This window comes from Streptomyces sp. NPDC058620 (assembly GCF_042717135.1).
GTDB lineage: Bacteria > Actinomycetota > Actinomycetes > Streptomycetales > Streptomycetaceae > Streptomyces.
This window is the reverse complement of record NZ_JBHXQO010000020.1, coordinates 75123-97810: the sequence shown is the minus strand read 5'-3', so window position 1 is coordinate 97810 and position 22688 is coordinate 75123. Positions and strand designations below refer to the sequence as shown.

Genomic DNA, 22688 nt, shown 5'->3' with positions numbered 1-22688 from the left:
GCGGGTAACACGCTTCGCAGACATTGGGCATCCTTCCGACCCGGACGCCAAGTGCGCCCGCTACGCCGCTAACGGCCTGGCGCCCCAGAAGACACGATCAGCTACACGTGCAAGGCGAGGACGTCGCACGTGCTCCGCCAACAGGTCGGGCGCGATCGAAGGAGCGACGGGCAACCAGGGCGCGTCGAGCGCGGGGTCGCCTTCGGCGTCGAGAGCGGCACATCCCCAGCCGTGGCGCCCTCTTTTGGTCCCCCAGAACACCAGGAGGCCATGCACTCAGGACCCCTTCAGATCACCAGCGGTGCCTCCGACCAGCGGCGGACCCGGTACGGGGCCCACCACAGGTGGTCGCCGAGGCGCAGGACGAGGGTCTCGCCCATGAGGTCGTCCAGGATCGGCCGCGGGATCGCGTCGACGCGGGCGCCGTCGGTGAGGGTCGTGACGGCCTCGTGGTACTCCGGTTCGTCGATGGTGAAGCGGCGCAGCTCGCCGTAGCGCCGGTCGCGCACCTGGATGAAGCCGGGGCCGTACCGGAAGATGCATTTGCAGATGTAGTACGCGTTGCGCCACGCGAGTGCCGTCGCGTCCGGGTCGACGGTGCCGAGGACGGCGGTCGGCGGGTGGAGATGACTGTAGTGGCGCCAGGCGTCGGGGTCCGGGCCGGTGCGGAGCTGCCAGTCGACCGAGATGGCCAGGCTGGACAGGTCGCCCACGAAGCTGAGCGCCCGGACGGACCAGGCCGCGTCGGCGGCGTCCGTCACGTCGACCGGGCGGGGGAGTGTGACGTGCCGGGCCCCGGCGGCGAAGAGCCGCCGGGCGGCCTCCCCGCCGGTGATATCGATCTCGTAGCGGCCCAGGGACATGCTGGGCAGCGTGCCCACCTCGGGGTCGTAGTCCCGCGAGGCGGTCACAGTGAAGGGTGCGGTGCCGGTGAGTGCTGGAGTCATCGTCGTCTCTCCGTCGGGCAGTCGTCGCGTGGTCGTCAGGCGGTTGTCGCGGCGAGTTCGGTGGCGCGGGCGGAGGTGTGCCGCATGAAGTCGATCCTCAGGAACTCTTCGTTGAGCGCGGGCGGCGCGATCTGTACGAACTGCCCGCTGTCCTCGAAGACCACCCCGAGCGCACGCCACCGCGTCAGTACCTGCCGCAGGGCGTCCTCGCCCGTGTGGTGGACCTCGTGCAGCTTGCGGGCGGCAGCCTTCACGGTGTGCGGCTGGTCGAGCAGCCGGAAGAGGGCCAGCTCGAACGGGTCGGTCAGTTCCAGGTGCGTCCAGTCGAAGGCCCGGCGTTTGCTGACCAGGACGATCCGGTCCTCCAGATCGCAGTGGGTGAGACGGCTGCCGGAGTAGTTCCGCTTCCAGTGCGAGATGCCTTCGTTGAGGCGGTCGACGACGTCCTCGCCGATCCCGCGCGGCGGCACGTCGAAGACGTACGCCAGGTCGAACATCTCGGCATCGGGGAGGTCGTAGGTGAGCCGGTACGGTTCGGCGGGGCGCAGTTCGGAGAAGCCGAGTCCGGGGTTGTTGAAGTACGGGCTGAAGCGCTCGATCGCGATTCGCGACGACGGGCCCACGGGCGGGTTGAGGTGCTCCAGCGCGCCCAGTTGGGCCACCACGTCGTCGTAGTCCTCGGCGTCCTCACCGGGGAAGCCGTGCAGGTAGTTCCAGGCCACCGAGAGACCGACGGTGGCGGCGTCGCGGAGCATCCGGACGTTCTGGCCGCCGGTCACGCCCTTGTCCATCAGCGTCAGCACCCGGCTGTTCAGGCTCTCGATGCCTGGCTGGACGAAGATCAGGCCCGCGTCGGCGAGGGTCTGTAGCTGTCCCTGCCGCATGTTGGACTTGATCTCGATGTGCATGCGCAGGTCGAACCCGCTGTCGATGATGCGCGGCAGCACCGTGTTCACGTACCCCATGTCCAGGATGTTGTCGACGACGTACATGTCCAGGACCCGGTGCTTGCGGGCCAGTTCGATGATCTCGTCGTAGAACACGTCGGGGCTCTTGCTGCGGAACTGCATGAACGAGCCGTTCAGCCCGCAGAAGGTGCAGTGGTGCTTCTCGCCCCACCAGCAGCCCCGCGCGCCCTCGACCACCAGCTTGGGCTCGACCCAGTGCCGCGCGTGGGAGGAGGCGAGCCGCTCGAAGTACCCGGAGTAGTCCGGCGGCAGGATCGAGGCGGGCGGCAGCGGTTTGGTGCTCATGGAGTTGACCATGGAGGCGCCGTCCGCGTCGCGCCAGCACAGCCCGGGTACCTCCGACAGCGGCTCGCCGGCGTCCAGTGCGTTGAGCATCGCGGGGAACGACACCTCGCCCTCGCCGCGCAGGACGTAGTCGACGAAGGGGAAGTTGCGGTGGACGGCCTCGCCCTGCTTGCCGTCGCAGTTGGCGCCGCCCATGGCCGTCGCGATGTGCGGGGCGAGGCGCTTGACGTACTTGGCGGCCGCCAGGGCGGCGGTGTTCTGCTGGAACGTCGAGGTGAAACCGACCACGTCCGGAGCGAGTTCGACGATGCGCTCGGCGATGTGCTGGACGAAATCGGGCGCGGTCACGTGCAGCGCCTGCGTCATTTCCATCCGAGCCCCGCGTACCCGGCTGCTCATCGTCTCGGTGAACTCGGGAACCCGCCACTGGGGGTCGTCGTAAAGGGCGGAGGAGAACACCCAGTCGCCGCAGCCGAGGAAATATGATCCGAGCGCGTAGTAGGAGTAGTCCTCCAGGGTGAATTCCGTGTTCTTGGTGATCCAGTCCACGTACTCGATATTGGCGTGGAGAATGTCCGCCGTTCCGTTCGGGACGCGCTCGTCGACACTGCGCTTGAGAATTCCGAGAGCCAGCGAAGGGAGATCGATCGGGGCCCAGGGCATGTTCACCAGGAGTACGCGCATGGCTGGCCTCTTCTCATTGTGATCAGTGCGCGGAGTCGGTCATCTGTCAGGCATCCGGCCGGGGGAGTCGCCAGGCGCCATGCAGGCAATACGGTCGGAGGTCCGGTCGGGCCGGTCTGGTCGGGTCTGGTCGGGTCCGGTCGGGGCCGGCCTCGCACGGATTGCGAGACCGGCCCCCCTGGTGCTACTTGTCCTCGTCCTCCATCTCCTCCGCGGAGCGGAGGTAGACGACGACGCCGACGCCCGGCTTGCGGCTCTCCTCGTCGCCGTCGAGCGGGTCGCCGTGGATGATGTCCTTCTGCATGATGTTCACCTCCTCTCCGGGTGTGGGGACGGCTCGGCCGGCACGGGCGCCGAAGGCAGCCCGCGGCCGAGAAACTTGAGGGACCGCTGGATCACGGCCAGGTGGTCGGCGCCGTCGTAGCCGTCATGGCCCGAGTCCAGCCACATCAGCTCGTGGGCCACACCACCCGCGCGCAGCACGGCCAGGTACGCCTCGATCTGTTCCGGCGGGCACTTGGCGTCCCGCCGCGCGGCGACGACCAGCAGCGGGGAGCGGATGGCGGCCGCGTACGAGGACGGGGAGGCGTGGGCGTAGGCATCGGGCACCTCGTCCGGAGTGCCGCCGAACAGCGCGGTATCCAGCGCCTGGAGGGCGGGCGTGGAATGCCGGAAGGCCGTGACGCAGTCGGCGAGCGGCTTGACGGCCACCCCGACGTTCCACAAGTCCGGACGGGTTCCCATGGCCAGCAGCGTCAGATAGCCGCCCCACGATGTGCCGCACAGGCCCACGGCGCCCTCGCGGCCGATGCCCCGGTCCAGCAGCTCGGCCCGGGCCCGCACCAGGTCGGCGACCTGGGTGTGGCCGACACCCTCGGAGTAGGCGGAGCGCCAGCGCGGCCCGTAGCCGGTCGAGCCCCGGTAGTTGACGCGGGCCACGGCGTGACCCGAGCCGACGAGGGCCTGCACCATGGGGTCGTAGGCGTCGCGGTCGTGGTCGGCCGGGCCGCCGTGGACGAGCAGGATCAGCGGGTGCGGCGCGGGACGGCCGACGGGTGTGGTGACGAAGGTGTGCACCGGGCCGTCGGGCCCGGGCGTCCACAGGTCCTGGCGGTGGCCGAACCGGGGGAGGCGCCACTGGCTCTGCCCGGGCAGCGGCGCACCTGACAGGGACAGCGCGCGCGGCACGTTCACCGCGTCGGTCCAGATGAAGTGCACGTCACCGTCGGCGGCCGGTGACGCGTCCAGGATGCTGCCCTCCGGGGTGGGCACCGGGGTCAGCTCCCGGCGGTCCAGGTCGGCGGTGAACAGCCGGCTGCGGCCGTGCCGGTCCTGCCGGAGCAGGACCCGCGTGCCGCCCGGGCCGGGGTACCAGCGGGCGGTCGTCTCGGTGTCGAACGAGCACCAGGGCAGCAGCTCCAGTCCACGCCCGGGGGCCCAGGTGCCGAGGTGGTAGCGGCCGGCCCGCTCGCGCATGACCAGCAGCAGGGTGCGGCCGGGCGTCGGCGCGGGTCCGCAGGACGGCGTCGGACCGGGTAACGGCGTGGGCGTGGGCGCGAAGCCGAGCGCCCAGGTGCGTTCCCTGGTGCCGGAGAGCACCGCGACGGTGGTCCCGTCCGGGGTCAGCAGCGTTACGGCGCGGGCGGAGTGCGCGGGTCCGGACACCGCCAGCAGCCCGCCGTCCGGCGCCAGGTCGCACAGCGTGCCGGAGTCCGTCGTGCGCAGGACGGATGTGCCGGTGCCGCCGCGCCGTCCCATATGGACGCTGAGTCCCTCGGGGCTCCGGATGCCGACGGCCACCGTGCCCCCGGCCGCCAGCGCCAGCCCGGCAGGCCGCCCGTACGGCACCCCGGCCATCGCCGGACGGTCCGGACCGCCGTGGAAGTCCTGGGTGCGCCAGCCGCCGCTGCCGCCACGGTCCTCGTCGAACCACCACACGGCCTCGTCGTCGTCGACGGCGCAGAGCAGCGTGCCGTGCGGACGGTCCGTCAACTGCCGTTCGACGCCGCTGGAGCGGTCCCACGCGAAGATCTCACACCGGCCGTCAGCGTCCCCGGTGTACACCATCCGGTCCGGGTTCCGGGGGCTGGTCACAGGCAGCACCGGCCGGTAGACGCCGTAGGTGCGCGTGGCCGCCTTCGGCGGGGCCGGTGTCACGGCGCCTCCCGGGCCACGAGTCCGGCCCTCGCGGTCGCGTACAGCGCCAGTCCGGCGAACGCGCCCGCGCAGCCCAACGCCACCGTACGGCCCCCGTACTCCGCCACCAGGACCCCCGCCGCCACCGGCGCGAGCACCGCGACGCCCTGGCCGGCGGTGCCCAGCACCGTCCCCATCCGGGCCAGCAGCCGGTCGGGGGTGACCAGCACCGCCCGGGTCTGCAGCACTACCACCACGGACGGCACGATCAGCGACACCCCGCTCAACAGCAGCCCGTAGGCCCAGGTGCGGGACGCGAACGCGAGCCCGGCCGCCGTCGGCACCATGGCCCACGAGGCGCCCGTCACGATCCGCGCGGCCGGAACCCGCCGCACCAGCCACGGCGCGGCGAGTGCGCCCAGCAGCCCGCCGACTCCCGCCAGGGTGAGGATGAGCCCGATCGAGGAGGGGCTGGCGCCCTGTGCGTGGGAGGCGAACACCGCGTGGAAGTACAGCGCGCCGAGCAGCGCGTTGATCCCGGCGGTCCACACCACCACGAAGCGCAGGAAGGGCTCGGCCCACACGAACCGCAGACCTTCGGCGAGGTCACGGGTGAACGACGTGGCCGGACCGTCCCGCCCGGGCGTCAGGTCCGCGCGGATCGCCCTGCTCAACACCGCCACCAGCAGGAACGACACCGCGTCCGCGAGCAGCGGCACCCACCGTGCCAGTTGGTACAGCACGCCGCCCAGCGTCGGCCCGACGATCTGCACCGCCTGGTCCCGGGCCTGTAAGTATCCGATCGCCCGGGTGTACCCCTCGGGCGGCACCAGCCGCCGGATCGTCCCGGAGGCCGCCGCCCCGTAGGTGGCGCTGGCCGCCTGCTCGACCGCGGCCGCGACGAGTACGTGGACGAGGACGACATGGCCGAGGGCCACGGTCACGAAGACCGATCCCATGGCGCCCGCCGCGACCAGGGCCGCCGCGTACATCATCGGCTTGCGCGGCCACCGGTCGGCGAACACGCCGGCGACCGGCGAGACCACCAGTCCGCTGACCAGTGCCACCGACGCGACGAGTCCCGCGAGCCCGGCCGGATATCCGGCGCCCAGCAGGATCAGCGGAAGAAAGAGCGAGGATGCGCAGGTGCCGAGACCGTCGACGGCGCCCGCCGTCCAGAAGAGCAGGAAATCCCGTCTACGGAACGGGGACGTGGACGGGATTTCAGGTAAATCAGGGTCGGTAGACTGTAATTTCTCCTCGGCCTTGTCCATCAAGAATCCCGCCCGGGGCGGATTGCTGACGCGAACGCACCCACAATGCCCCCTGTGATAAGCGGACTTACGGCCGTCGAGGGTAGCGATCGTATCGAACAGGGGCACCCGTCACAACACCCTCGTTCGAATGGAATTCTCGATCAAGGAACGAGGTTTCCGCGGTGCCGGGTAATTGATCTGAGCGGCGTGCACGGCGCGGCGGGTGGCGGCCGTCTCACATCGGACTCGGTTGCTCTCCGCGGGAGCCGCGACCTGTGGGCGGCGTCAGAAATCGATCTCGATGTAGTCGATCTCGTTGAGCTCGACCAGTAGGCCCTCCGCTCGGCGCCCCCGGTCCCTGAATATAGATCTCCTGGAGACCTTCGGCGGCGATGTGCTGGAGCTGAGCCTCGGTGGCCCCGCCGGCTTGCGCATCGAACAGCCGGGCAGCGTGGGCCGGTGGCAGGTGCTGGGTGATGAGTCTGATGCGGCCGTCGTCCGTCGTCCCCGGGGCGGCGGTGAATCCGAACCGCGCGGGTCTCGATCACGATGCCGCCCGTGGTCGCGGCCTGCTGGCTCAGCCCACCGGCTTCCCGCGGCCTTTTGCGTTCGGCCGGGTCCGGCAGGTCGTTCTGTGCTGCCGCCTGCTCCAGCGAGGCGTCCACCGAAGCGAAGAGCTCGTCCTGCTCGTTGGGCACTGGGGCCACCTCCGCCCTGACCGAAACCATGCGTAGCGCCGAAAGACGCGAGGGTGACAGCGGTGAACCTGCTGGTGACATCACTGATCGCACAAGTTTCCGTGCATTCAAACATTTGCATGGTAGAAATGGCTCATGAGTGTTGCTGATCGTCTCGACCTGACCCTGCGGCTGGTGCAGGGCTCCGACCGCGTCTCCGTCGCGGAGCTCTCCCAGCGCCTGGGCGTCTCGGAGATGACCGTGCGCCGCGACCTCGACGCGCTGGAACGCAAGGGCCTGGTCCGCCGAGTGCACGGGGGAGCCGTCGCCACCCGGACCCGTGCCGAGGACGCGGGCTTCTCGGCACGCGAACCCTGGCAGGCGGCGACGAAGAACCGTCTGGGCGCGGGCGTGGCCGCGATGGTGGAACCGGGCTCCCGCGTGCTGCTCGACGCCGGCACCACCACCGTCCACGTCGCGGAACACCTCGCCGCGCGGGCGCCCCTGACCGTGGCGGTGCTCAGCCTTCAGGCAGCGGTGCGCCTGGCCGACCGCCCCGGGATCGACCTGATCGTCGTCGGCGGACGCTCCCGTGCGGGGGAACGCTCGCTGGTCGGGCCACTCGCCCTGCGCACGCTGGAGTCGCTGGCCTTCGACTGTTTCGTCATGTCCATCGGGGGCGTCCACGCCGAACACGGCTGGTCGGAGTTCTCCCTGGACGACGCGGCCGTCAAGCAGGCTGGCCTCGCCCAGGCGGCCCGCACCGTCGCGGTGGCCGACGCCACCAAACTCGGTGTCCGGGCGTTCAGCCAGGTCGCACCGCTCGGCGCGGTGGACAGTTTCGTCACCGACGCCGCCGCCGAGTACCCCGAAACCCATCCGAACGGCCCGCACACACTGAAGGCCCTGCGTGAAGCGGGCGTACCCGTCGTACTTGCCTGAATGCCCGACCCCCGCCCCTCTCCTACCGAGGTGATGCCATGAACACCGCTCCCGGCCCCCAGATGATCCTCGTCGCAGGCCCCTACCGGTCCGGCACCGGAGACGACCCGGCCGCCCTCGACGCGAACGTACGCGCCATGACCCGCACCGCGCTGGCCCTCTTCCGCGCCGGCCATCTCGGGATCACCGGAGAGGCGCTGGCCCTCCCCCTCCTGGAGGAGGCGGGAAGCGAACGGCCGGGCGACGCCGTATTCGACGAGATCTTCCACCCGATGGCCGAGCAACTGCTGTCACGCTGCGACGCCGTGCTGCGCATCCCCGGAGCCTCCGAGGGAGCCGACAGGATGGTGTCGCAGGCCCGCGCGGAGGGCAAGCACGTCTACCACAGCCTCGACGACGTCCCGGCCGTCCGTTGACGGCCGGCATCGACACCCCCGACCGCCGCGGACGTACGGGTCTCGACCGCCACGGCCGCGACCTGACCGGCAACGCGCGCGTGCGGGTCCACGAGGTGGAGGTCCTCTCCTGCGACTGGTACGTGCTGCGCAGAACGACCTTCGACTACCAGCACCGCGACGGCCACTGGAGCCGCGAGCAACGCGAGACGTACGACCGGGGCGACGGCGCCACGATCCTCCTGTACGACCCCGAGCGCCGCACCGTTCTCCTCACACGGCAGTTCCGCCTCCCGGCCTACGTCAACGGCCACCCGGACGGGATGCTCATCGAAACGGCCGCCGGGCTCCTGGACGGCGACAGCCCGGAGGAAGCCATCCGCAGGGAAGCGGTCGAGGAGACCGGATACGCCGTGGGCGCGGCCGAGCACCTCTTCGACGTCTATATGAGCCCGGGCTCGGTCACCGAACGCGTGCACTTCTTCGCCGCCCCCTACACCTCGGCGACCACGACCGAGGGCGGCGGAGGCGTAGCCGCCGAGGGCGAGGACATCACCACGCTGGAACTGCCCTTCCCGCAGGCATTGGCGATGGTCCGTGAGGGGCGGATCGCCGATGCCAAAACCATCATGCTGCTCCAATGGGCCGCTCTGGAAGGCCCGTTCGGCCCCGGACGGACACCGTGAACGTCCCCGCGTGAGGGGCGCGGCACGGCCGGTGGCCGCCGCCCGAAGCGGGCGACGGCCACCGGAATCCGCATCGGTCACTGCTGGCCCGGGAAGGCCCCACCGCTGGGCGTCACCTGCGTGCACGCATGGATACAACTCCCCGCTGCCCTGCCCGTCCGGACAGAGCCTGGACTTGACGTTCTGCAAGGTGCGGTCGGACCGGTGCGTCCTCGACTGGGCCGGGGTCCCGTTGCACTGGTAGACCTGGACGACCGTGCCGTCGGCGGTCGCGCGGTTGCGGACGTCCATGCACTGTTCTCCCGGTCCGGCTTGACCTTGACATTGATGTCAACCATGCATGGCCGGGTCATGACTCACGCACCACAGACATCCGACCCCGTAGCGCGGCCGTCTCCCTCTCAGCGGTCTGCTCGCCCTCGCGGCCGCAGGGTTCATCACGATCATGCTCGAAACGATGCCTGCGGGCATCCTGCCCGCGATCAGCGGTGATCTCGGGGTCTCGGAGTCGGCCGCGGGCCAGACGGTGACCGTGTTCGCCCTCGGCTCCATAGCCGGCGCCATCCCGCTGATCAGCGCGACGATCGGGTGGCCGTGACGGCCGCTCCTGCTCCTCGCGCTCGCCCGCTATGTGCTGACGAGCATCGTTATCGACGAGGGCGACGGTACGGTCCTCGGCTGTCTCCAGTTGACCTACATCCCGGGCCTGGGCCGCCACGGTCAGGAGCGTGCGCTCATCGAGGCCGTACGCGTGCGTGCGGACCGGCGCGGGGCGGGACTGGGCCGCGAGTTGCTGGTGGCTGCCATCGACCGGGCCCGTGGGCGCGGGTGCACCTTGGTACAGCTCACCGGCAACAAGCGGCGCGAGGAGGCTCATCGGTTCTACGGCTCACTCGGGTTCGACCGGAGTCACGACGGGTTCAAGCTGACGTTGCAGGCGGAACGCCTCGCTCGGACCTGAGCGTCTTCAGGAATGCCTGACCAGTCAGCGGGTCTTCTGCGGGGCCGCAGATACAGGGCTCAGCTCAGTAGAGCGTCGCGACCGAGGGAAAGTCTCGGCCAAGTCCGGATTCCGGATGGCCCGGGGCGCCCGGCCCTCGTGGTGCGCACCCGCTGAAGCCCTGGCCGGGCACGTGCGACCTCGGTCATCGGACCCGGCTGCGGATCACATGCCGAACCCGGCTTCACATATTCTTCACGGACTGGGTCGCGGTGTGTCAGGGTGCGCACATGACGGATCAAGCAAGGCGCAAGCTCGGCGCTCTCGTCGGAGTCTGCCTCGCCGGTGGCCTGTTGCCCGGCGTCACCCTCGGAGCAGAGGGTGTCGACGTGGCGTACTCAACTGCCGTTGCCTTCATCGCTGTTGCTCTCCTGACCCAGCTCGTGTTCATCGGGCCTTCGGCGCGCGTCAGGGCTCCGCTCCTGCTGGCGTTCGGGGCTGCAGGCGTCGTCCAGGACGCCCTCATCTGGTGGCTGCTCTCCTGGCTCGGCGAAGCGGCGGGAGCGGAACTCCGCGTCGAAGGAATCGGTACGACTCTGATTGCCGCGCTCATCACTCGCGTCTCGATCCTCGCCGCTTCACAGCTCGCGCCGTCGCAGGGTGACGGGGCGGCGGCCACCAGCTGAGATCCTCCTGAACGGCCCGACTCCGAAGGATCTGGGGCACTGGTGCCCGCCCCTCGCCGTGGTGGCCTGGCTGTCCCCCCGATCCGGGGGTTACAGTCTCCAGGCGCGGCAAGATTCCGATTCGTGGAACTGTCGCCGCACCGGCGCCGGAAACTCGTCGCCGGACCAGCCCTGCAATCTGCTCGGGCTGTGTCTTCTCACCGCTACCGCCATGTACTGGAGACTCGATGTCTTATGCCTCGCCCCGTCAGGCGCAGCGCCGCGTGGACGACACTCCTGCCGACGGGCAGACGCTCACCGGCCCCGGCCTCGACGGAGGCCAGCCGAAGCCGCAGTACGCGGGCCTGTTCATGGAACCGGACCTCCCGCCGGTCGCCGACGAGACCGAGTGACCCTACCCGGGGGACGGAAGGGCTCCGCGGCACGCGGCGGATGAGCCGCGGCTGCGCATCGTGCGCGGCCCGGGGGATACCGCCCGGAGGCAGGCTCTGGGCGGATCATCATTGCGTGTGAAGAGGGGGTTCCACAGCATGAGCGGGACAGTGACAGCAGTCAGCAGCAACGGCGCGTACTCGTTCACCAAGCCGAACCGGGACGGCGTCACACTGCTGGCCGGCCTCGGAGTGGAGGGCGACATCCACGCGGGAGTGACGGTCAAGCACCGTTCGCGCGTCGCGCAGGACCCCACGCAGCCGAACCTGCGCCAGGTCCACCTCATCCACGAGGAACTCTTCACCGAACTCCGCGAGGCCGGCTTCACCGTCACGCCCGGGGAACTGGGCGAGAACGTCACCACCCGTGGACTGGACCTGCTCGGCCTGCCCGTCGGCACCCGGCTGCGCATCGGCGACGACGCGGTCGTGGAAGTCACCGGCCTGCGCAACCCATGCCGCCAGATCGACAAGTTCCAGGACGGGCTGCTGAAGCAGGTCGTGGGCCGGGACGCGGCGGGGAGCATCGTACGGAAGGCCGGAATCATGAGCATCGTGCTGGAGGGCGGGGCGGTGCGCCCCGGCGACACCATCGGGGTGGAACTCCCCGCCGAGCCGCACCGGCCGCTCGAACGCGTCTGACCTGGCAGGGGTGGCAGGAGTCGAACCTGCGGCATCCGGTTTTGGAGACCGGCGCTCTGGCCTCTGAGCTACACCCCTCGGTGCCGGTCATCCTGGCACGCCCGGCCGTACCGGCCAACTGGATTACGTGCGTCAACAGGGTGATGCCCGGCGGTCGGCGATCCACTCCGCCAGGGCGAGCACAGTGGACTCGGCACTGTCGGCCATGTGGTCGCGCAACGCCTCGATGTCCGTGGGTGAGCTGCCCAGGACCGGACGATACGCAGCAGTTGCCAGGTCTGCTCCACGACGCAGCCCGTGCCCCGCGCGTGGAGTTGCCAACTCCACCGGGCGATGCCGTGTGCGGCTCCTGCGACGACGAAGGCGAACGCCACGCCCGGATCGGCTCACACCACCTCGGAATGCGTGACCCACTCGCGCCCGTCCCCGCGGTTGCGGCCGCTGAACCGCGCGCCCACCCAAGGGCCGTCGCCCGGCACGTAGTTCACCCCGGTGGCGCTCGGGCTCCACGTCGCTATCCGTGACACGTCGCTGATGAGGCGGTACACCGCAGTAGGTGGTGCGCCGACCCAACTGCGCCGGGTGAAGGTGAAGGACAGAACATCGCCCTGCTGCGCGACGGGACGGCGATCGTCACCTTCGCGGCCGCCCGCCAGGTGGCCGAGGTCGCTCCTGGGGGCGCCATGCGCATCCTGGCGACGCTGCCCGCACCCGCCGACGGCGGAGTCCACACACCCGTCCTGGGTTTCCCCCTCACCACCGGGGTCGTACATGCCCCGGACGGCACCGTGTACGTGCTGTACGCGACCGGTACGGGGGACCTGACCGGGCTGTGGCGTCTCATCCCGGGGAAGGCGCCGCAGCGCATCGCCGCACTGCCCGCCGACGGCCTGCCCAACGGGCTCGCCCTGGACCGGCACGCCCGACAGCTCTACATCACCGACTCGGTCCTGGGGACGGTGTGGACCGTCCCCACCACCGGCGGCACACCCACCGCCTGGTCCACCGCGCCCGAACTGGCTTCGACGGGCTTCCTCGGAGCCAACGGCGCGAAGGTGCACGGTGGCGCGCTGTGGGTGACCAACCTCGACAAGGGCACGCTCCTGCGCATTCCGATCCGCCTCGGAAACCGTGCGGGTGCGCCGCAGGTCAAGGCATCGGGCATGACCGGCATCGACGACTTCGCCTTCACGGGGCGGGGCAACGAGGTCCTCGCCACGCTCAACGCCCCCAGCGAGCTCGTGCGCATCCAGTCCGACGGCACGACCAGCACGGTCCTCGACACCGACGACGGACTTCAGAACCCCACCTCGGTCGCGCTGCGCGGCAAGGACGTGTACGTACTCAGCGCCGCGTACACCACGGCCACGGACCCCAACCTGCTGCGCGCCCGTCTGTATGGTCGTCGGTAGCCGCCCGGCGGGGGCGCCGTCGGCCGGGCGCCTCCGCCGGCGGACCGGGATCGTCGTCGGACCACGCGGGGATCGGGGCCCGGTCGGCGGCTACCGGGTACCCGGTACAGCGGGGCCCACTCCGCTCGGGCATCATGCCGTCACATGATCACCATTCATCTGAAGTACGAGATCGACCCCGACCGCATCGAGGACTTCGAGGAGTACGGCCGCCGGTGGGTCACCCTCGTCAACCGCTTCGGGGGCACCCACCACGGCTACTTCCTGCCGAGCGAGGGCGACAGCGACATCGCGTACGCGCTCTTCTCGTTCCCCGGCTTTGCCGAGTACGAGCGGTACCGGGCGGACAGCGTCACCGACCCCGAGTGCCAGGCTGCGTTCGAGCTGGCTCGCCGGACGCAGTGCATCCGGCGCTACGAGCGCCGCTTCCTGCGGCCCCTCGACCAGGGGAGCGGGGACACCCCTTCCCAGTGAGCGGATGGCCTTCGCATCGAGGAGGCGGGAGCCGACGCCTCCGTCTCCCATCCCTTCCGCGGTTTCCTGGTCCCCGCCCGCACAGCCCGCGAGCGATACGGCCCGGAGGTGCGGGCCCGGCTGCTGGACACCTGCCTGGCACTGGACGGGAGGCGGCCGGACGACAGCGGAACTGCGGCCTTCTCACCGATCTGAGGCCAGGTCATGGAACGCCCGCGCGTTCTCCCGCCGGACCGCCGCTGTGATCTCGTAGCCGGAAACGTGTGCGCACAGCTGACGGAAAGGATCGGTTTCAGTCCACGGGCAGGGAGAACCGGAGTTTCTCCTTCGCCTCGGCGCCCAGTCGTTCGTAGAACCTGATCGCGTCCGTGTTCCATGCCGGGGTCTGCCACTGGACCAGGCCGAGCCCCAGGAAGCGCGCTTCGGACCGTACGGCCTCCATGAGCATCGGGCCGACCCCCAGGCCGCGTTGGCCGTCCCGCAGGAACAGGCAGTCCATATGGAGGTACTCGGTTCCGCCCCAGGTGGAGATCTCCGGTGCGCACGAGGCGTAGCCGATGATCTCGGCGTCGTCCAGTTCCGCGACGAAGCACCGCAGGCGGGGAGCCGTGCTGCCGAAGAGCAGTGACTTCAGGCGCAGCGCCAGGTCGGAGGGCGGCGGCGCGGCCCGCTCGTACCGGGCGTGCTCGGCCGCCAGTTGTGCGACGTGGGGGAGGTCGGTGATGCGCGCGTGGCGCACCCGTACCGCACTGGAGCTCATCGGCGGACCTCGCCTCCCTGCACGTCGCCGCACCACGCCTCGATGCGCGCATCGGGCGGACCGTCGCCGTTCAGTACGTGTGTACTGAACGGCAAGGCGTCCGGATCGACGGCGGCCGTATGCCGGCTGAACAGAGCACTCTCCACGTTGGTCACATCCGTATGATCCACGGCCGAACGGTGCGCCCCGCACGCCGGGGGTGGGAGTCGCGCACCGCGATCCTTCGCCCGGCGTCACCGGCGACCGCTGCCGGCAGGCCGTCTCAGCGTTGCCGTGCGCGGTACAGATCGCGCATCAGCGCGATTTCGGCCCCGTGGTGCAGGACTTCCTGGTTGACCCACCACACGATGTCGAGGAACGGCTCCTCCGCATCGCTGCCGTGCGGGTAGGTGCAGTACCCGACGGTGTCGAGCGCGGTGTCGTCGACGCTCAGCAGTGCCTCCCGCCAGGCCGTGGCGCCGGCAGTGAAGGCGGCGACGGCGCCGGTGACGTCCCCACTGATGCGGTAGTCGCTCCGCGTCAGGGCGCGGCCGCCGGCTGTGTGCTCCGCGCGAAGGGTCAGCATCTCGCTCAGGTGGCTCAGGCGCCACGCGAGCGTGGTGAAGGGCGGCGGCCAGGGGTGCGGGTACGACGCGGCGTCGCGCCCCCAGTCTCCGGCTCCGGCCAGGAGGGTCGCACGCGCTCCCGGGCCGTCCGCACGCCGGCGGACGGACCAGCAGTCCGGCACCGGCTCCCAGAAGTACTCCTCGCCGGTCAGGGGACCAACCCTTGTCTCCGAACCGTCTCCGCTGTCCATCACCGGTCCGGTCAGGCGGCCGGTCAGGCGCTCGCAGGCAAAGTCGAACTGGTGCAACAAGGGGTCCAGGCGAGGTGGTGTCACTGATGCTCCATGGTGGGCCGGTACGAGGTCGAGAAGGGGCGGCGGGAGTTCGAGGAGGGACGGCTGACAGCCCGCCAGCCTCGCACAACGGCCCGCGTCCCGGCCTCCCCTTTTCCGGTGAGGGTCCTGTGCGTCAGCCGCGTGTCCAGCCGCGCCCTGAGTCATGACTTCAGTCGCGCCATTCGGCCACGCAGCAGCCGGACCAGCCGTTCAGCGAGATGGTGGCGCCACAGCCACAGCGGGAGCCGACGGTGGGGGACGTAGGACCACAGGTCGTCGTCGGCTTCGTTGCCGCGGGGCTGGGACCGCAGCAGTTCCAGGCAGCGGCCGTCGACGGTGCGGTGCAGCCGTGCTACGTGCGCGAGTGCGACACGGCCCTGATGACGCAGCTCCGCGTCCGTCGACTCCAGCGCCCGGGCGACCCTGGGCAGGATCGCGTGCGCGTCGGGATGGTTGAGCGCGAGACCGATCACTGCCACACCGACCAGATGCTCCTCGCGGTCGAAAGCCGCGTCGACCTCTTCCGGCCGGTCGGTTCCCAGCAGGGCCGAAGAGTTCTGCCAGTTCATGCCCTGCCCGGAGGCGGCACGGCCGACGAGAAACTCCTCCCGCCCCGCAGCAGGCGCACCCAGGAGGTGGTGGTCCGCCTCCCCGTCGGCGCGGGAGCAGGACCAGTTCAGAGCGAGATGGTCCCAGACGCGGTGGGCATCGTCCTGGCTGCGGGCAAGCCGACGGCACAGGACGTCGAGCTCGGGCGAGGACGGCACCAGCGCTTCGAACAGAGCGAAGTCGCCGGCCCGCTCTCTGAGGTCGCATCGACGCAGAAAGGCGAGCCGCACGGCATCCTCGGCGCTCAGCCGGCCGTTCGCATATCCCCAGCCGACTTCCGCGGGTTCCACTGCCACGGCGTACCGGACGAATTCGGCCGGTATGTGGAAGGGGGCGGCATGAGGCTCGGCAGGCGGCATGGGCCGAGCCTACCGAGCGGTTACGGCGGGCCGGGCAGGCCCTCGCTGCCGGGCCTGCCCGGCCAACGGGCCACATCGGGGACGCCCTCGGCGGTGGCTGCGCCCGCCCCGAGAGCAGGCCCCAGCTGGAACGTGGTCAAACGGCCCGGACCCGTGACCGATGGGAGCCGCCGTCGTTTCTTGGATGATCGGATCGACGACCAACCAGGAGCGTGCCCATGTCTGTTACCGCAGTTACCCGTCTTGCCGCTGTGTCTTCCGCTGCGGTCGCCGCAGTGTCGGTGTGCCTCGGTGCTGCCTCGGCGGCTTCGGCGGCAGAGCCTGCGCAGGTACGCGTGGTGGAGCAGAGCGCGGCTGCCGCCGACCCGGCACCCGGGGGTTCCACGCAGTGGGTTCCGCTGGGCTCTCTGCTGTTCTCCGACCGGGCTGTGAAGGCCGACGTGAGCCCGGTGCGATGGGATCGCTGACCGAACGTCTCCGCCGCGCCCGGGCCGCCGGCATGCGCGCCTACCGGGCGCGACTGCACCCTGATGTGCCCCATCCCGCAGGGCTGACGTCCACGGCCTCCGGGGAGACGGTGGCCGCTTCGGCCGTCGCCGTGAACGGGTTCGATGTGCTGGCTGCCGTGGTGGATCTGCCGGTGAGCACCTGGCGCTATCGCTGGGAGGACGACGAAGTGCGTCACCTGGGGCCGATGGCACAGGACTGGCGGGCGAGTTTCGGCCTCGGGGCCGATGACAGAACGATCTGCTGCACCGATGCCAACGGGGTCGCCCTCGTGGCGATCCAGGCCCTGCACCGGCAGATCGCAGAGCTTCAGCGAGAGGTCGGGGAGCTCCGGACGCAGGTGGCCGCATCCGCGGGGCGGGCCCCCAGCGCGGGAACCTCGTAACCGCGCGCCCCTCGGATCGACGGAGTAGCGGCAGTCGATGCAGTGGTGCGGGCCCGGGGCTGTGTCCCCCCGGGCCCGCACCCGTGCCCCCCCCGGGCCCGCACCCGTGTCTCAACAGCAGGGGCCGTCGCGGTGGCCCGCGGCACGGGGTGGGGGAGCCGGACGGCTACCTGGCGGCGAGCCGTCGCTACGGCCCCTGACCGCGCTGGAGTCGGGGCGGGGTGGCGCAGCTCACTGTCGCCGGGGGAGAAGTCCCGGAACAACCCCGGATGGTTGACCGTTCATCTTTATGTGGGTACGGAGGGGACAGTGTCCCCGGGCCTCACCTATAGCCCATGGGGAAGATCGTTCGGCTGAAGCCCCATGGAGCCCCCCGCCGAGAGGCGACCGCCCTCCGAACCCACACCCTTTACCGCCCCGGCTGGCCTCCCCCGACCAGCCGGGGCTTTCACGTCCGGCACCCCGTCCCCGGGCCCCGCAACGCAGGCCGTGCCTGCCGCCGGTGCCGAGGAGTAGCCCGTAGGCGTAGGCCCACGGGCCGATAGCCCGCCGGGACGCCCGCAACTACGATCAGGCCATGCCCGTCATGCCACGCCCACCGCTGCCGAAGAGCGCACTGCGCGTCGCGGGAGTGGCCCTGACATGGGGTGGAGCCATTGCGTACCCCTGGATTCTGTACGTCACCATGCGTGACAGCCGCGAAGGGTTCTCCGCCTTCCTGCTCCTGTCGGCGGTCGCGCTCACGGCAGTGACCGCGAGTCGGCTGCGGCACAGTCCGCTGCCGGCCCTCGCTGTCCTGCTGATCGGTGGCCTCGCCGGGGCAGCGGCCAGGAGCATGACGGAACTCGGCCTCCTGTATGTGCTGATCTGTGACCTCGCCGTCGGCTACACCGCGGCCACCCGCCCGCGCAGAACCTCGCTCGCCGCCGCCGCCATGGCCCTTGGCGCCCAGACGCTGTTCGCACTCCACCACCGGTCGGGGACAGGGCCGCACATGGAGAGTCTCGCGTTCGTCGTCGTGGCACTCGCTGCCGCGTGGACGGCAGGCGACTCGGCCCGGGAGCGCCGCGAACACACGGAGGCGCTGCACTCCCGGGCCACCGCCCAGGCCGTCACCGCCGAGCGGCTCCGGATCGCACGCGAGCTGCACGACATGATCGCGCACAGCGTCGGCGTCATCGCCATCCAGGCGGGAGTGGGCAGGCGCGTCATCGACACGCAGCCGGACGAGGCGCGCAACGCACTCGCTGCCATCGAGGCCACCAGCAAGGAGACGCTTGCCGGCCTGGGGCGGACGCTGGGCGCGCTCCGTCACGCGGACTCCGACTCGGCGCCGGGCTGCGCGCCACGTGACCCGACGCCCGGTCTGGACGGTCTGGAGCATCTGGTCGCATCGGCGCGTGGCACCGGCATCCGTGTGGAGCTGCGATGGCGCGGGGAACGACACACGCTGCCGGCCGACATCGAACTCGCCGCCTACCGCATCATCCAGGAGTCGCTCACCAACGTGGTACGGCACGCGGGCGCCTCCGACTGTCACGTCACCGTCGACTACCGGCGCGGCGAACTGTCCGTCGAGGTCGAGGACGGGGGGTGCGGCAGCCTCGGCACGGGCACGCGCGGCGACACCGGCTACGGCATCGTCGGCATGCGCGAGCGGGTCGCCCTGCTGCGCGGCCGGTTCACCGCCGGGCCGCTCCCCGAAGGCGGCTTCCGTGTGGCAGCGCGGCTCCCCCTGCCCGACGTGCTTCCCCTGCCCGAAGGAGCCCACCTGTCATGACGATCCGCGTCGTCCTCGCAGACGATCAGCCGCTGGTGCGTTCCGGACTGCGTGTACTCATGGCCGACACCGACGACATCCAGGTCGTGGGAGAGGCCGCGACAGGAGCCGAGGCACTCCAAGCGGTACGGGACGTCGCGCCCGATGTGGTCCTGATGGATATCCGTATGCCGGGCATGGACGGCATCGAGGCCACCCGCATGATCACGTCCGACGGGGCGACCACCCGGGTCCTGATCCTCACCACGTTCGACGACGACGACTACGTGTACGCGGCTCTGCGCTCCGGCGCGAGCGGATTCCTCGTCAAGAACATGGACCTCGACGACATCCTCGCAGCGGTACGCGTGGTCGCCGGGGGAGACGCCCTGATCGCGCCGAGCGTCACCCGCCGCCTGATCGGGGAGTTCGCCGCACGTCCCGAGCCCGCTCCCCGGCCCCGGGCGGTCCAGGGCATCACGGAGCGAGAGCGCGAAGTCCTGACGCTCATCGGCCGCGGCATGTCCAACAGCGAGATCGCCGCCCAACTCTGCATCAGCGTCTCCACTGCCAAGGCGCACGTGGCCCGGCTGCTGTCCAAACTCGACGCCCGCGACCGGGTCCATCTCGTCATCCTCGCCTACGAGTCGGGGATGGTGGCACCGTCACGGTGAACGCAGACGGGAGCGGTCGTGACATCCTGCCGTTGTGCTTTTGAGTGATCGGACGAACAGCGTCGAACTCCGTCCGCTGCGCTATCAGTTTCCCGCCGCCAGGGGCGACTCTTACGACGACAACTGGCTGGTCGTCGGTGGCGCGGTCACGACCACCGCGGGCAGCTGGACGTTCACCGACCCCTGTCTGCTCACCGATGAAGCGCGCCAGGTGGCCGCCTGGCTTCGCGCGGTGGCGGCGGGCACGGTGGCCGCGACCGTGCCCGATGACGCCGACGGGTTGTCCCCGGACACCTGGTTCGTCGAGCCGGTCCTGGCCTTCAGCGTCGCCGCCCCGACCGAGGACGGGGCGGTGCTGCGCGTTCATCTGTCCATGGAAGCGGCACCTCCGTGGCAGCAGGCCGATGGCGGCCCCGACATCTACCAGTACGCCGTGGAGGTGCGGCTGGACACGGCTGCGCTCCTTGCCGCAGCCGACCAGTGGGAGCTTGCCCTCTCGCACTTCCCGCCCCGCTGATCAACCGGGAAGCGAGGAACACCATTCGGTCCACCTCCACGGAGTCCGCTCGTCGCTGCTCGGCGCGATCGTCACGACTCCAACTGGGACGTGGTGGAGGCCGCTGCCGCCAACCCCTCGCTGCCGCGTGCGGTGACAGGGGGCTCTGCTGGCTCAGCACCGGTCCCGGCCGCGGGCGGGCGCGTGGCTACGGACACCAGTGCCGTTTGCCGAACCGGCAACGGGACTCGCCTCACCCGAGCCGTCCCGTTCATGATCAAGACATCAGCCTCGGGCGCACAGCTCACGGCACGTCGAGAGCAGGGGAGACCCATGTCGCAGCACGCCCCAGACGTCACTCATCGGTTGATCGCGGGCCCCGCAGGCCGTATCCACGTGGCGGAGCAGGGCAACGGGCCGCTGGTGCTGCTCGTGCACGGCTTCCCTGAATCCTGGTACTCCTGGCGCCGTCAGTTGCCGGTCCTGGCCGAAGCCGGGTATCGCGCGGTGGCCATCGACGTCCGCGGCTACGGCCGTTCGTCCAAGCCCGCAGGCATCGACGGCTACCGCATGCTGGAGCTGGTCGAGGACAACGCCGCGGTCGTGCGGGCACTGGGCCAACAGTCCGCGGTGATCGTCGGCCACGACTGGGGGGCGACCATCGCCGCCAACTCCGCCCTGGTCAGGCCGGACGTCTTTCGTGCGGTGGGACTGCTCAGCGTTCCTTATGCCCCACGCGGCGGGCCGAGGCCCAGCGAGATCTTCGCGCAGATGGGTGGCGACGAGGAGTTCTACGTCTCCTACTTCCAGGAGCCGGGCCGTGCCGAGGCCGAGATCGAGCCGGACGTACGCGGCTGGCTGGCAGGCTTCTACGCAGCCCTGGACGGAGAAACCATGCCCGGTGCCGATGCTCCCGACCCCCACTTCATCGCCCGCGGCGGAACCCTGCGCGACCGCTTTCCGTCCGGTCCCCGTCCTGCCTGGCTCAGCGAGGGCGACCTCGATCTCTACGCCGGTGAGTTCGAACGGACGGGCATGAGCGGGGCGTTGGGCCGGTACCGGAACATGGACCGTGACTGGGAGGATCTCGCGGGCTTCGACGGTGCGCCCATCACCCAGCCGTCCCTGTTCGTCGGGGGTGGCCGGGATGCCTCCACCATGTGGATGGCTGAGGCAATCAACGCGTACCCCGCCACGCTGCCCGGCCTGATGTCCTCTCAGATCCTGGACGGCTGCGGCCACTGGATCCAGCAGGAGCGGCCCAGCGAGGTCAACCGGCTCCTGACCGACTGGCTCGCCTCCCTGCCCGCCTGACGAGACGGCCTGCCCGCTGACGAGACGGCCTGTTGAGCCGAGCCGGCCGGAGATCTGGCCCCGCCTGCGGGGCTGGCGCGCACGCTGTCCGGTACGCGGCACTTCTCGTACACGCACTTCGAGTCGTTCATGCCGCAGGTCGCCGCGCGGCTCGGAGCGACCGACGAACAACTGGCCGAGTTCATAGGGCCGCTCGGCGGGGCACGCTCCATCGAGGTCCAACGGAGCTGTTTCGTCGGAGGTGCGGAATGATTGCGCGGAACCCGGCGTCGAATCGTTCATCCGTCCGTACCCTGGGACCATGACCGCTGAACTGCCGGGCTCCGCCCACCGGAATGATGTGCGCGTGTCCGATGAGGAGCGCGAAGCGGTGGTGGAGCAGTTGAAGGCGGCTGTGGCCGACGGCCGCATCGACTTCGCCGAACTGGACGCGAAGCTGGGGCATGCGCTGGGGGCCAGGACCCGGGCGGATCTGGATCACGCCACTGCCGACCTGCCGTCCGCGGCCCCGGTGGACCCCGGGAAACCGCTGATCCTCAAGGGCGGATATCACGGTGTGAAGCGCGTCGGGCCGTGGCAGGTACCGGCACAGGTGACGGTGTACGGCGGTATGGCCGGCGTCACGCTCGATTTCACACAGGCCGTGTGCCGCCGGCCGGTGGTCGATGTCGACGTGCATGGCGACGCCGCCGGGGTCACGATCGTCATCCCCGAGGGCTGGGCCGCCGACACGGACGCGGTGGACCCCTCCTACGGCGGTCTGAAGGACAAGACGTCCCCCTACAGGCTCCCTGGGACACCCTTGATCCGCCTCACGGGCACCGGCGGCCTGGCAGGCGTGGTCATTCGTCATCCCAACGGCAGGGAACGGCGGAGGCTGAAGCGTCAAAGGCCCCAGAGCTGAGCGGTGGCCCGGACTCGGTGCAGGGGAGCGGGCCCGCCAAGGCGGCGTCGAGACGATTCAGCGCCGATTCCGAAGGATTCCGGTTCGGCCTTCGCAGGTGAAGGGACGCCCGTGGCTGCCGAGCGATAGCGTGTGCCCGTTCGGGGAGGAAACAGTCCCACCAATTCGGGGGAATGGGGCGGGATTGCCAGGGCACACGCTGCTCTGGAGGTTGATAACTATGGTTCCCCTGCTTCTCGTTCTTCTGCTCGCTGTGGTTCTCTTCGGCGCCGGTTTCGCGCTGAAGGCTCTATGGATCGTGGCCGTGATCGTGCTGGCCCTGTGGCTGCTCGGCTTCGTCATGCGCTCCGCCGGGGCCGGTGGCCGTCGCGGCCGCTGGTACCGCTGGTAGGCAGCGACAGCTCCATTCGTACATCCGGGGTGGGGGGGCCCCCGGGGGGGGGGGGGGCCCCCCCCGGGTGAAGGGATAGGGGGCGTAAA

At 70.4% G+C, this 22688-nt stretch carries 26 protein-coding genes, 1 tRNA gene and 2 pseudogenes; 18 read left to right on the top strand and 11 right to left on the bottom strand.

Going from position 1 to position 22688, the window contains the following annotated elements; translation table 11 throughout:
• Window positions 1-287: 287 nt before the first annotated feature.
• The 5 genes and pseudogenes from ACFWSK_RS20365 to tpg form a co-directional block, all read right to left on the bottom strand.
• Window positions 288-947, bottom strand: coding sequence for a DUF5825 family protein (locus tag ACFWSK_RS20365; protein ID WP_383787940.1), 660 nt, complete (start codon window positions 945-947; stop codon window positions 288-290).
• Window positions 948-982: 35 nt separating this feature from the next.
• Window positions 983-2884 (bottom strand): RiPP maturation radical SAM C-methyltransferase, encoded by a 1902-nt coding sequence (locus tag ACFWSK_RS20360; protein ID WP_383787938.1) that lies wholly within the window; start codon window positions 2882-2884, stop codon window positions 983-985.
• A gap of 309 nt (window positions 2885-3193) precedes the next feature.
• Window positions 3194-5041 (bottom strand): alpha/beta hydrolase family protein, encoded by a 1848-nt coding sequence (locus tag ACFWSK_RS20355; RefSeq protein WP_383787936.1) that lies wholly within the window; start codon window positions 5039-5041, stop codon window positions 3194-3196.
• Window positions 5038-6294, bottom strand: a complete 1257-nt coding sequence (locus ACFWSK_RS20350) for an MFS transporter (protein ID WP_383787933.1) — start codon at window positions 6292-6294, stop codon at window positions 5038-5040. The genes ACFWSK_RS20355 and ACFWSK_RS20350 overlap by 4 nt, the downstream gene beginning before the upstream one ends.
• Before the next feature lie 267 nt (window positions 6295-6561).
• Window positions 6562-6851: pseudogene (gene tpg, locus ACFWSK_RS20345) on the bottom strand (telomere-protecting terminal protein Tpg); the annotation flags it as partial.
• A gap of 258 nt (window positions 6852-7109) precedes the next feature.
• On the opposite strand from tpg, the gene ACFWSK_RS20340 reads away from it, so the two are divergent.
• From ACFWSK_RS20340 to ACFWSK_RS20330, 3 genes are read left to right on the top strand one after another with little or no spacing between them, the layout of a single operon-like run.
• Window positions 7110-7895 carry a DeoR/GlpR family DNA-binding transcription regulator gene (locus tag ACFWSK_RS20340; RefSeq protein WP_383787930.1) on the top strand — a complete coding sequence of 262 codons (786 nt, stop codon included), beginning with the start codon at window positions 7110-7112 and terminating at the stop codon, window positions 7893-7895.
• A 38-nt stretch (window positions 7896-7933) separates the two neighbouring features.
• Window positions 7934-8311, top strand: coding sequence for a DUF4406 domain-containing protein (locus ACFWSK_RS20335; RefSeq protein WP_383787928.1), 378 nt, complete (start codon window positions 7934-7936; stop codon window positions 8309-8311).
• Window positions 8308-8976: an NUDIX domain-containing protein gene (locus tag ACFWSK_RS20330; protein ID WP_383787926.1), complete on the top strand. Its 669-nt coding sequence runs from the start codon at window positions 8308-8310 to the stop codon at window positions 8974-8976. Before ACFWSK_RS20335 ends, ACFWSK_RS20330 begins: the two co-directional genes overlap by 4 nt.
• A gap of 108 nt (window positions 8977-9084) precedes the next feature.
• Here ACFWSK_RS20330 and ACFWSK_RS20325 read toward each other — a convergent pair.
• Window positions 9085-9267, bottom strand: a pseudogene (locus ACFWSK_RS20325) (hypothetical protein); the annotation flags it as partial.
• Between the two features lie 166 nt (window positions 9268-9433).
• On the opposite strand from ACFWSK_RS20325, the gene ACFWSK_RS20320 reads away from it, so the two are divergent.
• The 5 genes from ACFWSK_RS20320 to ACFWSK_RS20300 all read left to right on the top strand — a co-directional run bounded on the left by ACFWSK_RS20320 (window position 9434) and on the right by ACFWSK_RS20300 (window position 11675).
• On the top strand, window positions 9434-9574 hold the full coding sequence (locus ACFWSK_RS20320; RefSeq protein ID WP_383787923.1) for a hypothetical protein: 141 nt from the start codon (window positions 9434-9436) through the stop codon (window positions 9572-9574).
• A 33-nt stretch (window positions 9575-9607) separates the two neighbouring features.
• The gene (locus ACFWSK_RS20315) at window positions 9608-9937 is read left to right on the top strand and encodes a GNAT family N-acetyltransferase (protein ID WP_383787921.1); all 330 of its coding nucleotides are present in this window, start codon (window positions 9608-9610) and stop codon (window positions 9935-9937) included.
• A gap of 269 nt (window positions 9938-10206) precedes the next feature.
• Window positions 10207-10602, top strand: coding sequence for a hypothetical protein (locus ACFWSK_RS20310; protein ID WP_383787918.1), 396 nt, complete (start codon window positions 10207-10209; stop codon window positions 10600-10602).
• 227 nt (window positions 10603-10829) lie between these two features.
• A complete protein-coding gene (locus ACFWSK_RS20305) occupies window positions 10830-10994 on the top strand; it encodes a hypothetical protein (RefSeq protein ID WP_383787915.1) in 165 nt (54 codons plus the stop codon).
• 138 nt (window positions 10995-11132) lie between these two features.
• Window positions 11133-11675: an MOSC domain-containing protein gene (locus ACFWSK_RS20300; RefSeq protein ID WP_383787912.1), complete on the top strand. Its 543-nt coding sequence runs from the start codon at window positions 11133-11135 to the stop codon at window positions 11673-11675.
• A 2-nt stretch (window positions 11676-11677) separates the two neighbouring features.
• On the opposite strand, the gene ACFWSK_RS20295 is transcribed toward ACFWSK_RS20300, so the two are convergent.
• Window positions 11678-11753 (bottom strand) — tRNA-Trp (locus tag ACFWSK_RS20295).
• 605 nt (window positions 11754-12358) lie between these two features.
• On the opposite strand from ACFWSK_RS20295, the gene ACFWSK_RS20290 reads away from it, so the two are divergent.
• Window positions 12359-13087 carry a hypothetical protein gene (locus tag ACFWSK_RS20290; protein ID WP_383787909.1) on the top strand — a complete coding sequence of 243 codons (729 nt, stop codon included), beginning with the start codon at window positions 12359-12361 and terminating at the stop codon, window positions 13085-13087.
• Window positions 13088-13231: 144 nt separating this feature from the next.
• Complete coding sequence (locus tag ACFWSK_RS20285) at window positions 13232-13561, top strand: NIPSNAP family protein (protein WP_383787906.1); 330 nt, start codon at window positions 13232-13234, stop codon at window positions 13559-13561.
• Window positions 13562-13853: 292 nt separating this feature from the next.
• Here the strand turns inward: ACFWSK_RS20285 and ACFWSK_RS20280 are convergent, their stop codons facing one another.
• The 4 genes from ACFWSK_RS20280 to ACFWSK_RS20265 form a co-directional block, all read right to left on the bottom strand.
• A complete protein-coding gene (locus tag ACFWSK_RS20280) occupies window positions 13854-14321 on the bottom strand; it encodes a GNAT family N-acetyltransferase (protein ID WP_383787903.1) in 468 nt (155 codons plus the stop codon).
• Window positions 14318-14491 carry a hypothetical protein gene (locus tag ACFWSK_RS20275; protein WP_383787900.1) on the bottom strand — a complete coding sequence of 58 codons (174 nt, stop codon included), beginning with the start codon at window positions 14489-14491 and terminating at the stop codon, window positions 14318-14320. The genes ACFWSK_RS20280 and ACFWSK_RS20275 overlap by 4 nt, the downstream gene beginning before the upstream one ends.
• A gap of 92 nt (window positions 14492-14583) precedes the next feature.
• The gene (locus tag ACFWSK_RS20270) at window positions 14584-15201 is read right to left on the bottom strand and encodes a DinB family protein (RefSeq protein ID WP_383787898.1); all 618 of its coding nucleotides are present in this window, start codon (window positions 15199-15201) and stop codon (window positions 14584-14586) included.
• 161 nt (window positions 15202-15362) lie between these two features.
• A complete protein-coding gene (locus ACFWSK_RS20265; RefSeq protein ID WP_383787896.1) occupies window positions 15363-16169 on the bottom strand; it encodes a hypothetical protein in 807 nt (268 codons plus the stop codon).
• A gap of 454 nt (window positions 16170-16623) precedes the next feature.
• Between ACFWSK_RS20265 and ACFWSK_RS20260 the strand changes: the two genes are divergently transcribed.
• The 8 genes from ACFWSK_RS20260 (at window position 16624) to ACFWSK_RS20225 (ending at window position 22599) form a co-directional block, all read left to right on the top strand.
• Window positions 16624-17061 (top strand): tail fiber domain-containing protein, encoded by a 438-nt coding sequence (locus ACFWSK_RS20260; protein ID WP_383787894.1) that lies wholly within the window; start codon window positions 16624-16626, stop codon window positions 17059-17061.
• A 577-nt stretch (window positions 17062-17638) separates the two neighbouring features.
• Window positions 17639-18841, top strand: coding sequence for a sensor histidine kinase (locus tag ACFWSK_RS20255; RefSeq protein WP_383787891.1), 1203 nt, complete (start codon window positions 17639-17641; stop codon window positions 18839-18841).
• Entirely contained in the window at window positions 18838-19494 is a 657-nt protein-coding gene (locus ACFWSK_RS20250; RefSeq protein ID WP_383787888.1) for a response regulator, read from the top strand. The genes ACFWSK_RS20255 and ACFWSK_RS20250 overlap by 4 nt, the downstream gene beginning before the upstream one ends.
• Window positions 19495-19528: 34 nt before the next feature.
• Complete coding sequence (locus tag ACFWSK_RS20245) at window positions 19529-20011, top strand: hypothetical protein (protein WP_383787885.1); 483 nt, start codon at window positions 19529-19531, stop codon at window positions 20009-20011.
• Between the two features lie 312 nt (window positions 20012-20323).
• Window positions 20324-21304, top strand: coding sequence for an alpha/beta fold hydrolase (locus ACFWSK_RS20240; protein ID WP_383787883.1), 981 nt, complete (start codon window positions 20324-20326; stop codon window positions 21302-21304).
• 129 nt (window positions 21305-21433) lie between these two features.
• Complete coding sequence (locus ACFWSK_RS20235) at window positions 21434-21556, top strand: hypothetical protein (protein WP_383787881.1); 123 nt, start codon at window positions 21434-21436, stop codon at window positions 21554-21556.
• 49 nt (window positions 21557-21605) lie between these two features.
• Window positions 21606-22208: a DUF1707 domain-containing protein gene (locus tag ACFWSK_RS20230; protein WP_383787879.1), complete on the top strand. Its 603-nt coding sequence runs from the start codon at window positions 21606-21608 to the stop codon at window positions 22206-22208.
• Window positions 22209-22428: 220 nt separating this feature from the next.
• Window positions 22429-22599: a hydrophobic protein gene (locus ACFWSK_RS20225; RefSeq protein ID WP_383787877.1), complete on the top strand. Its 171-nt coding sequence runs from the start codon at window positions 22429-22431 to the stop codon at window positions 22597-22599.
• Window positions 22600-22688: the final 89 nt, after the last annotated feature.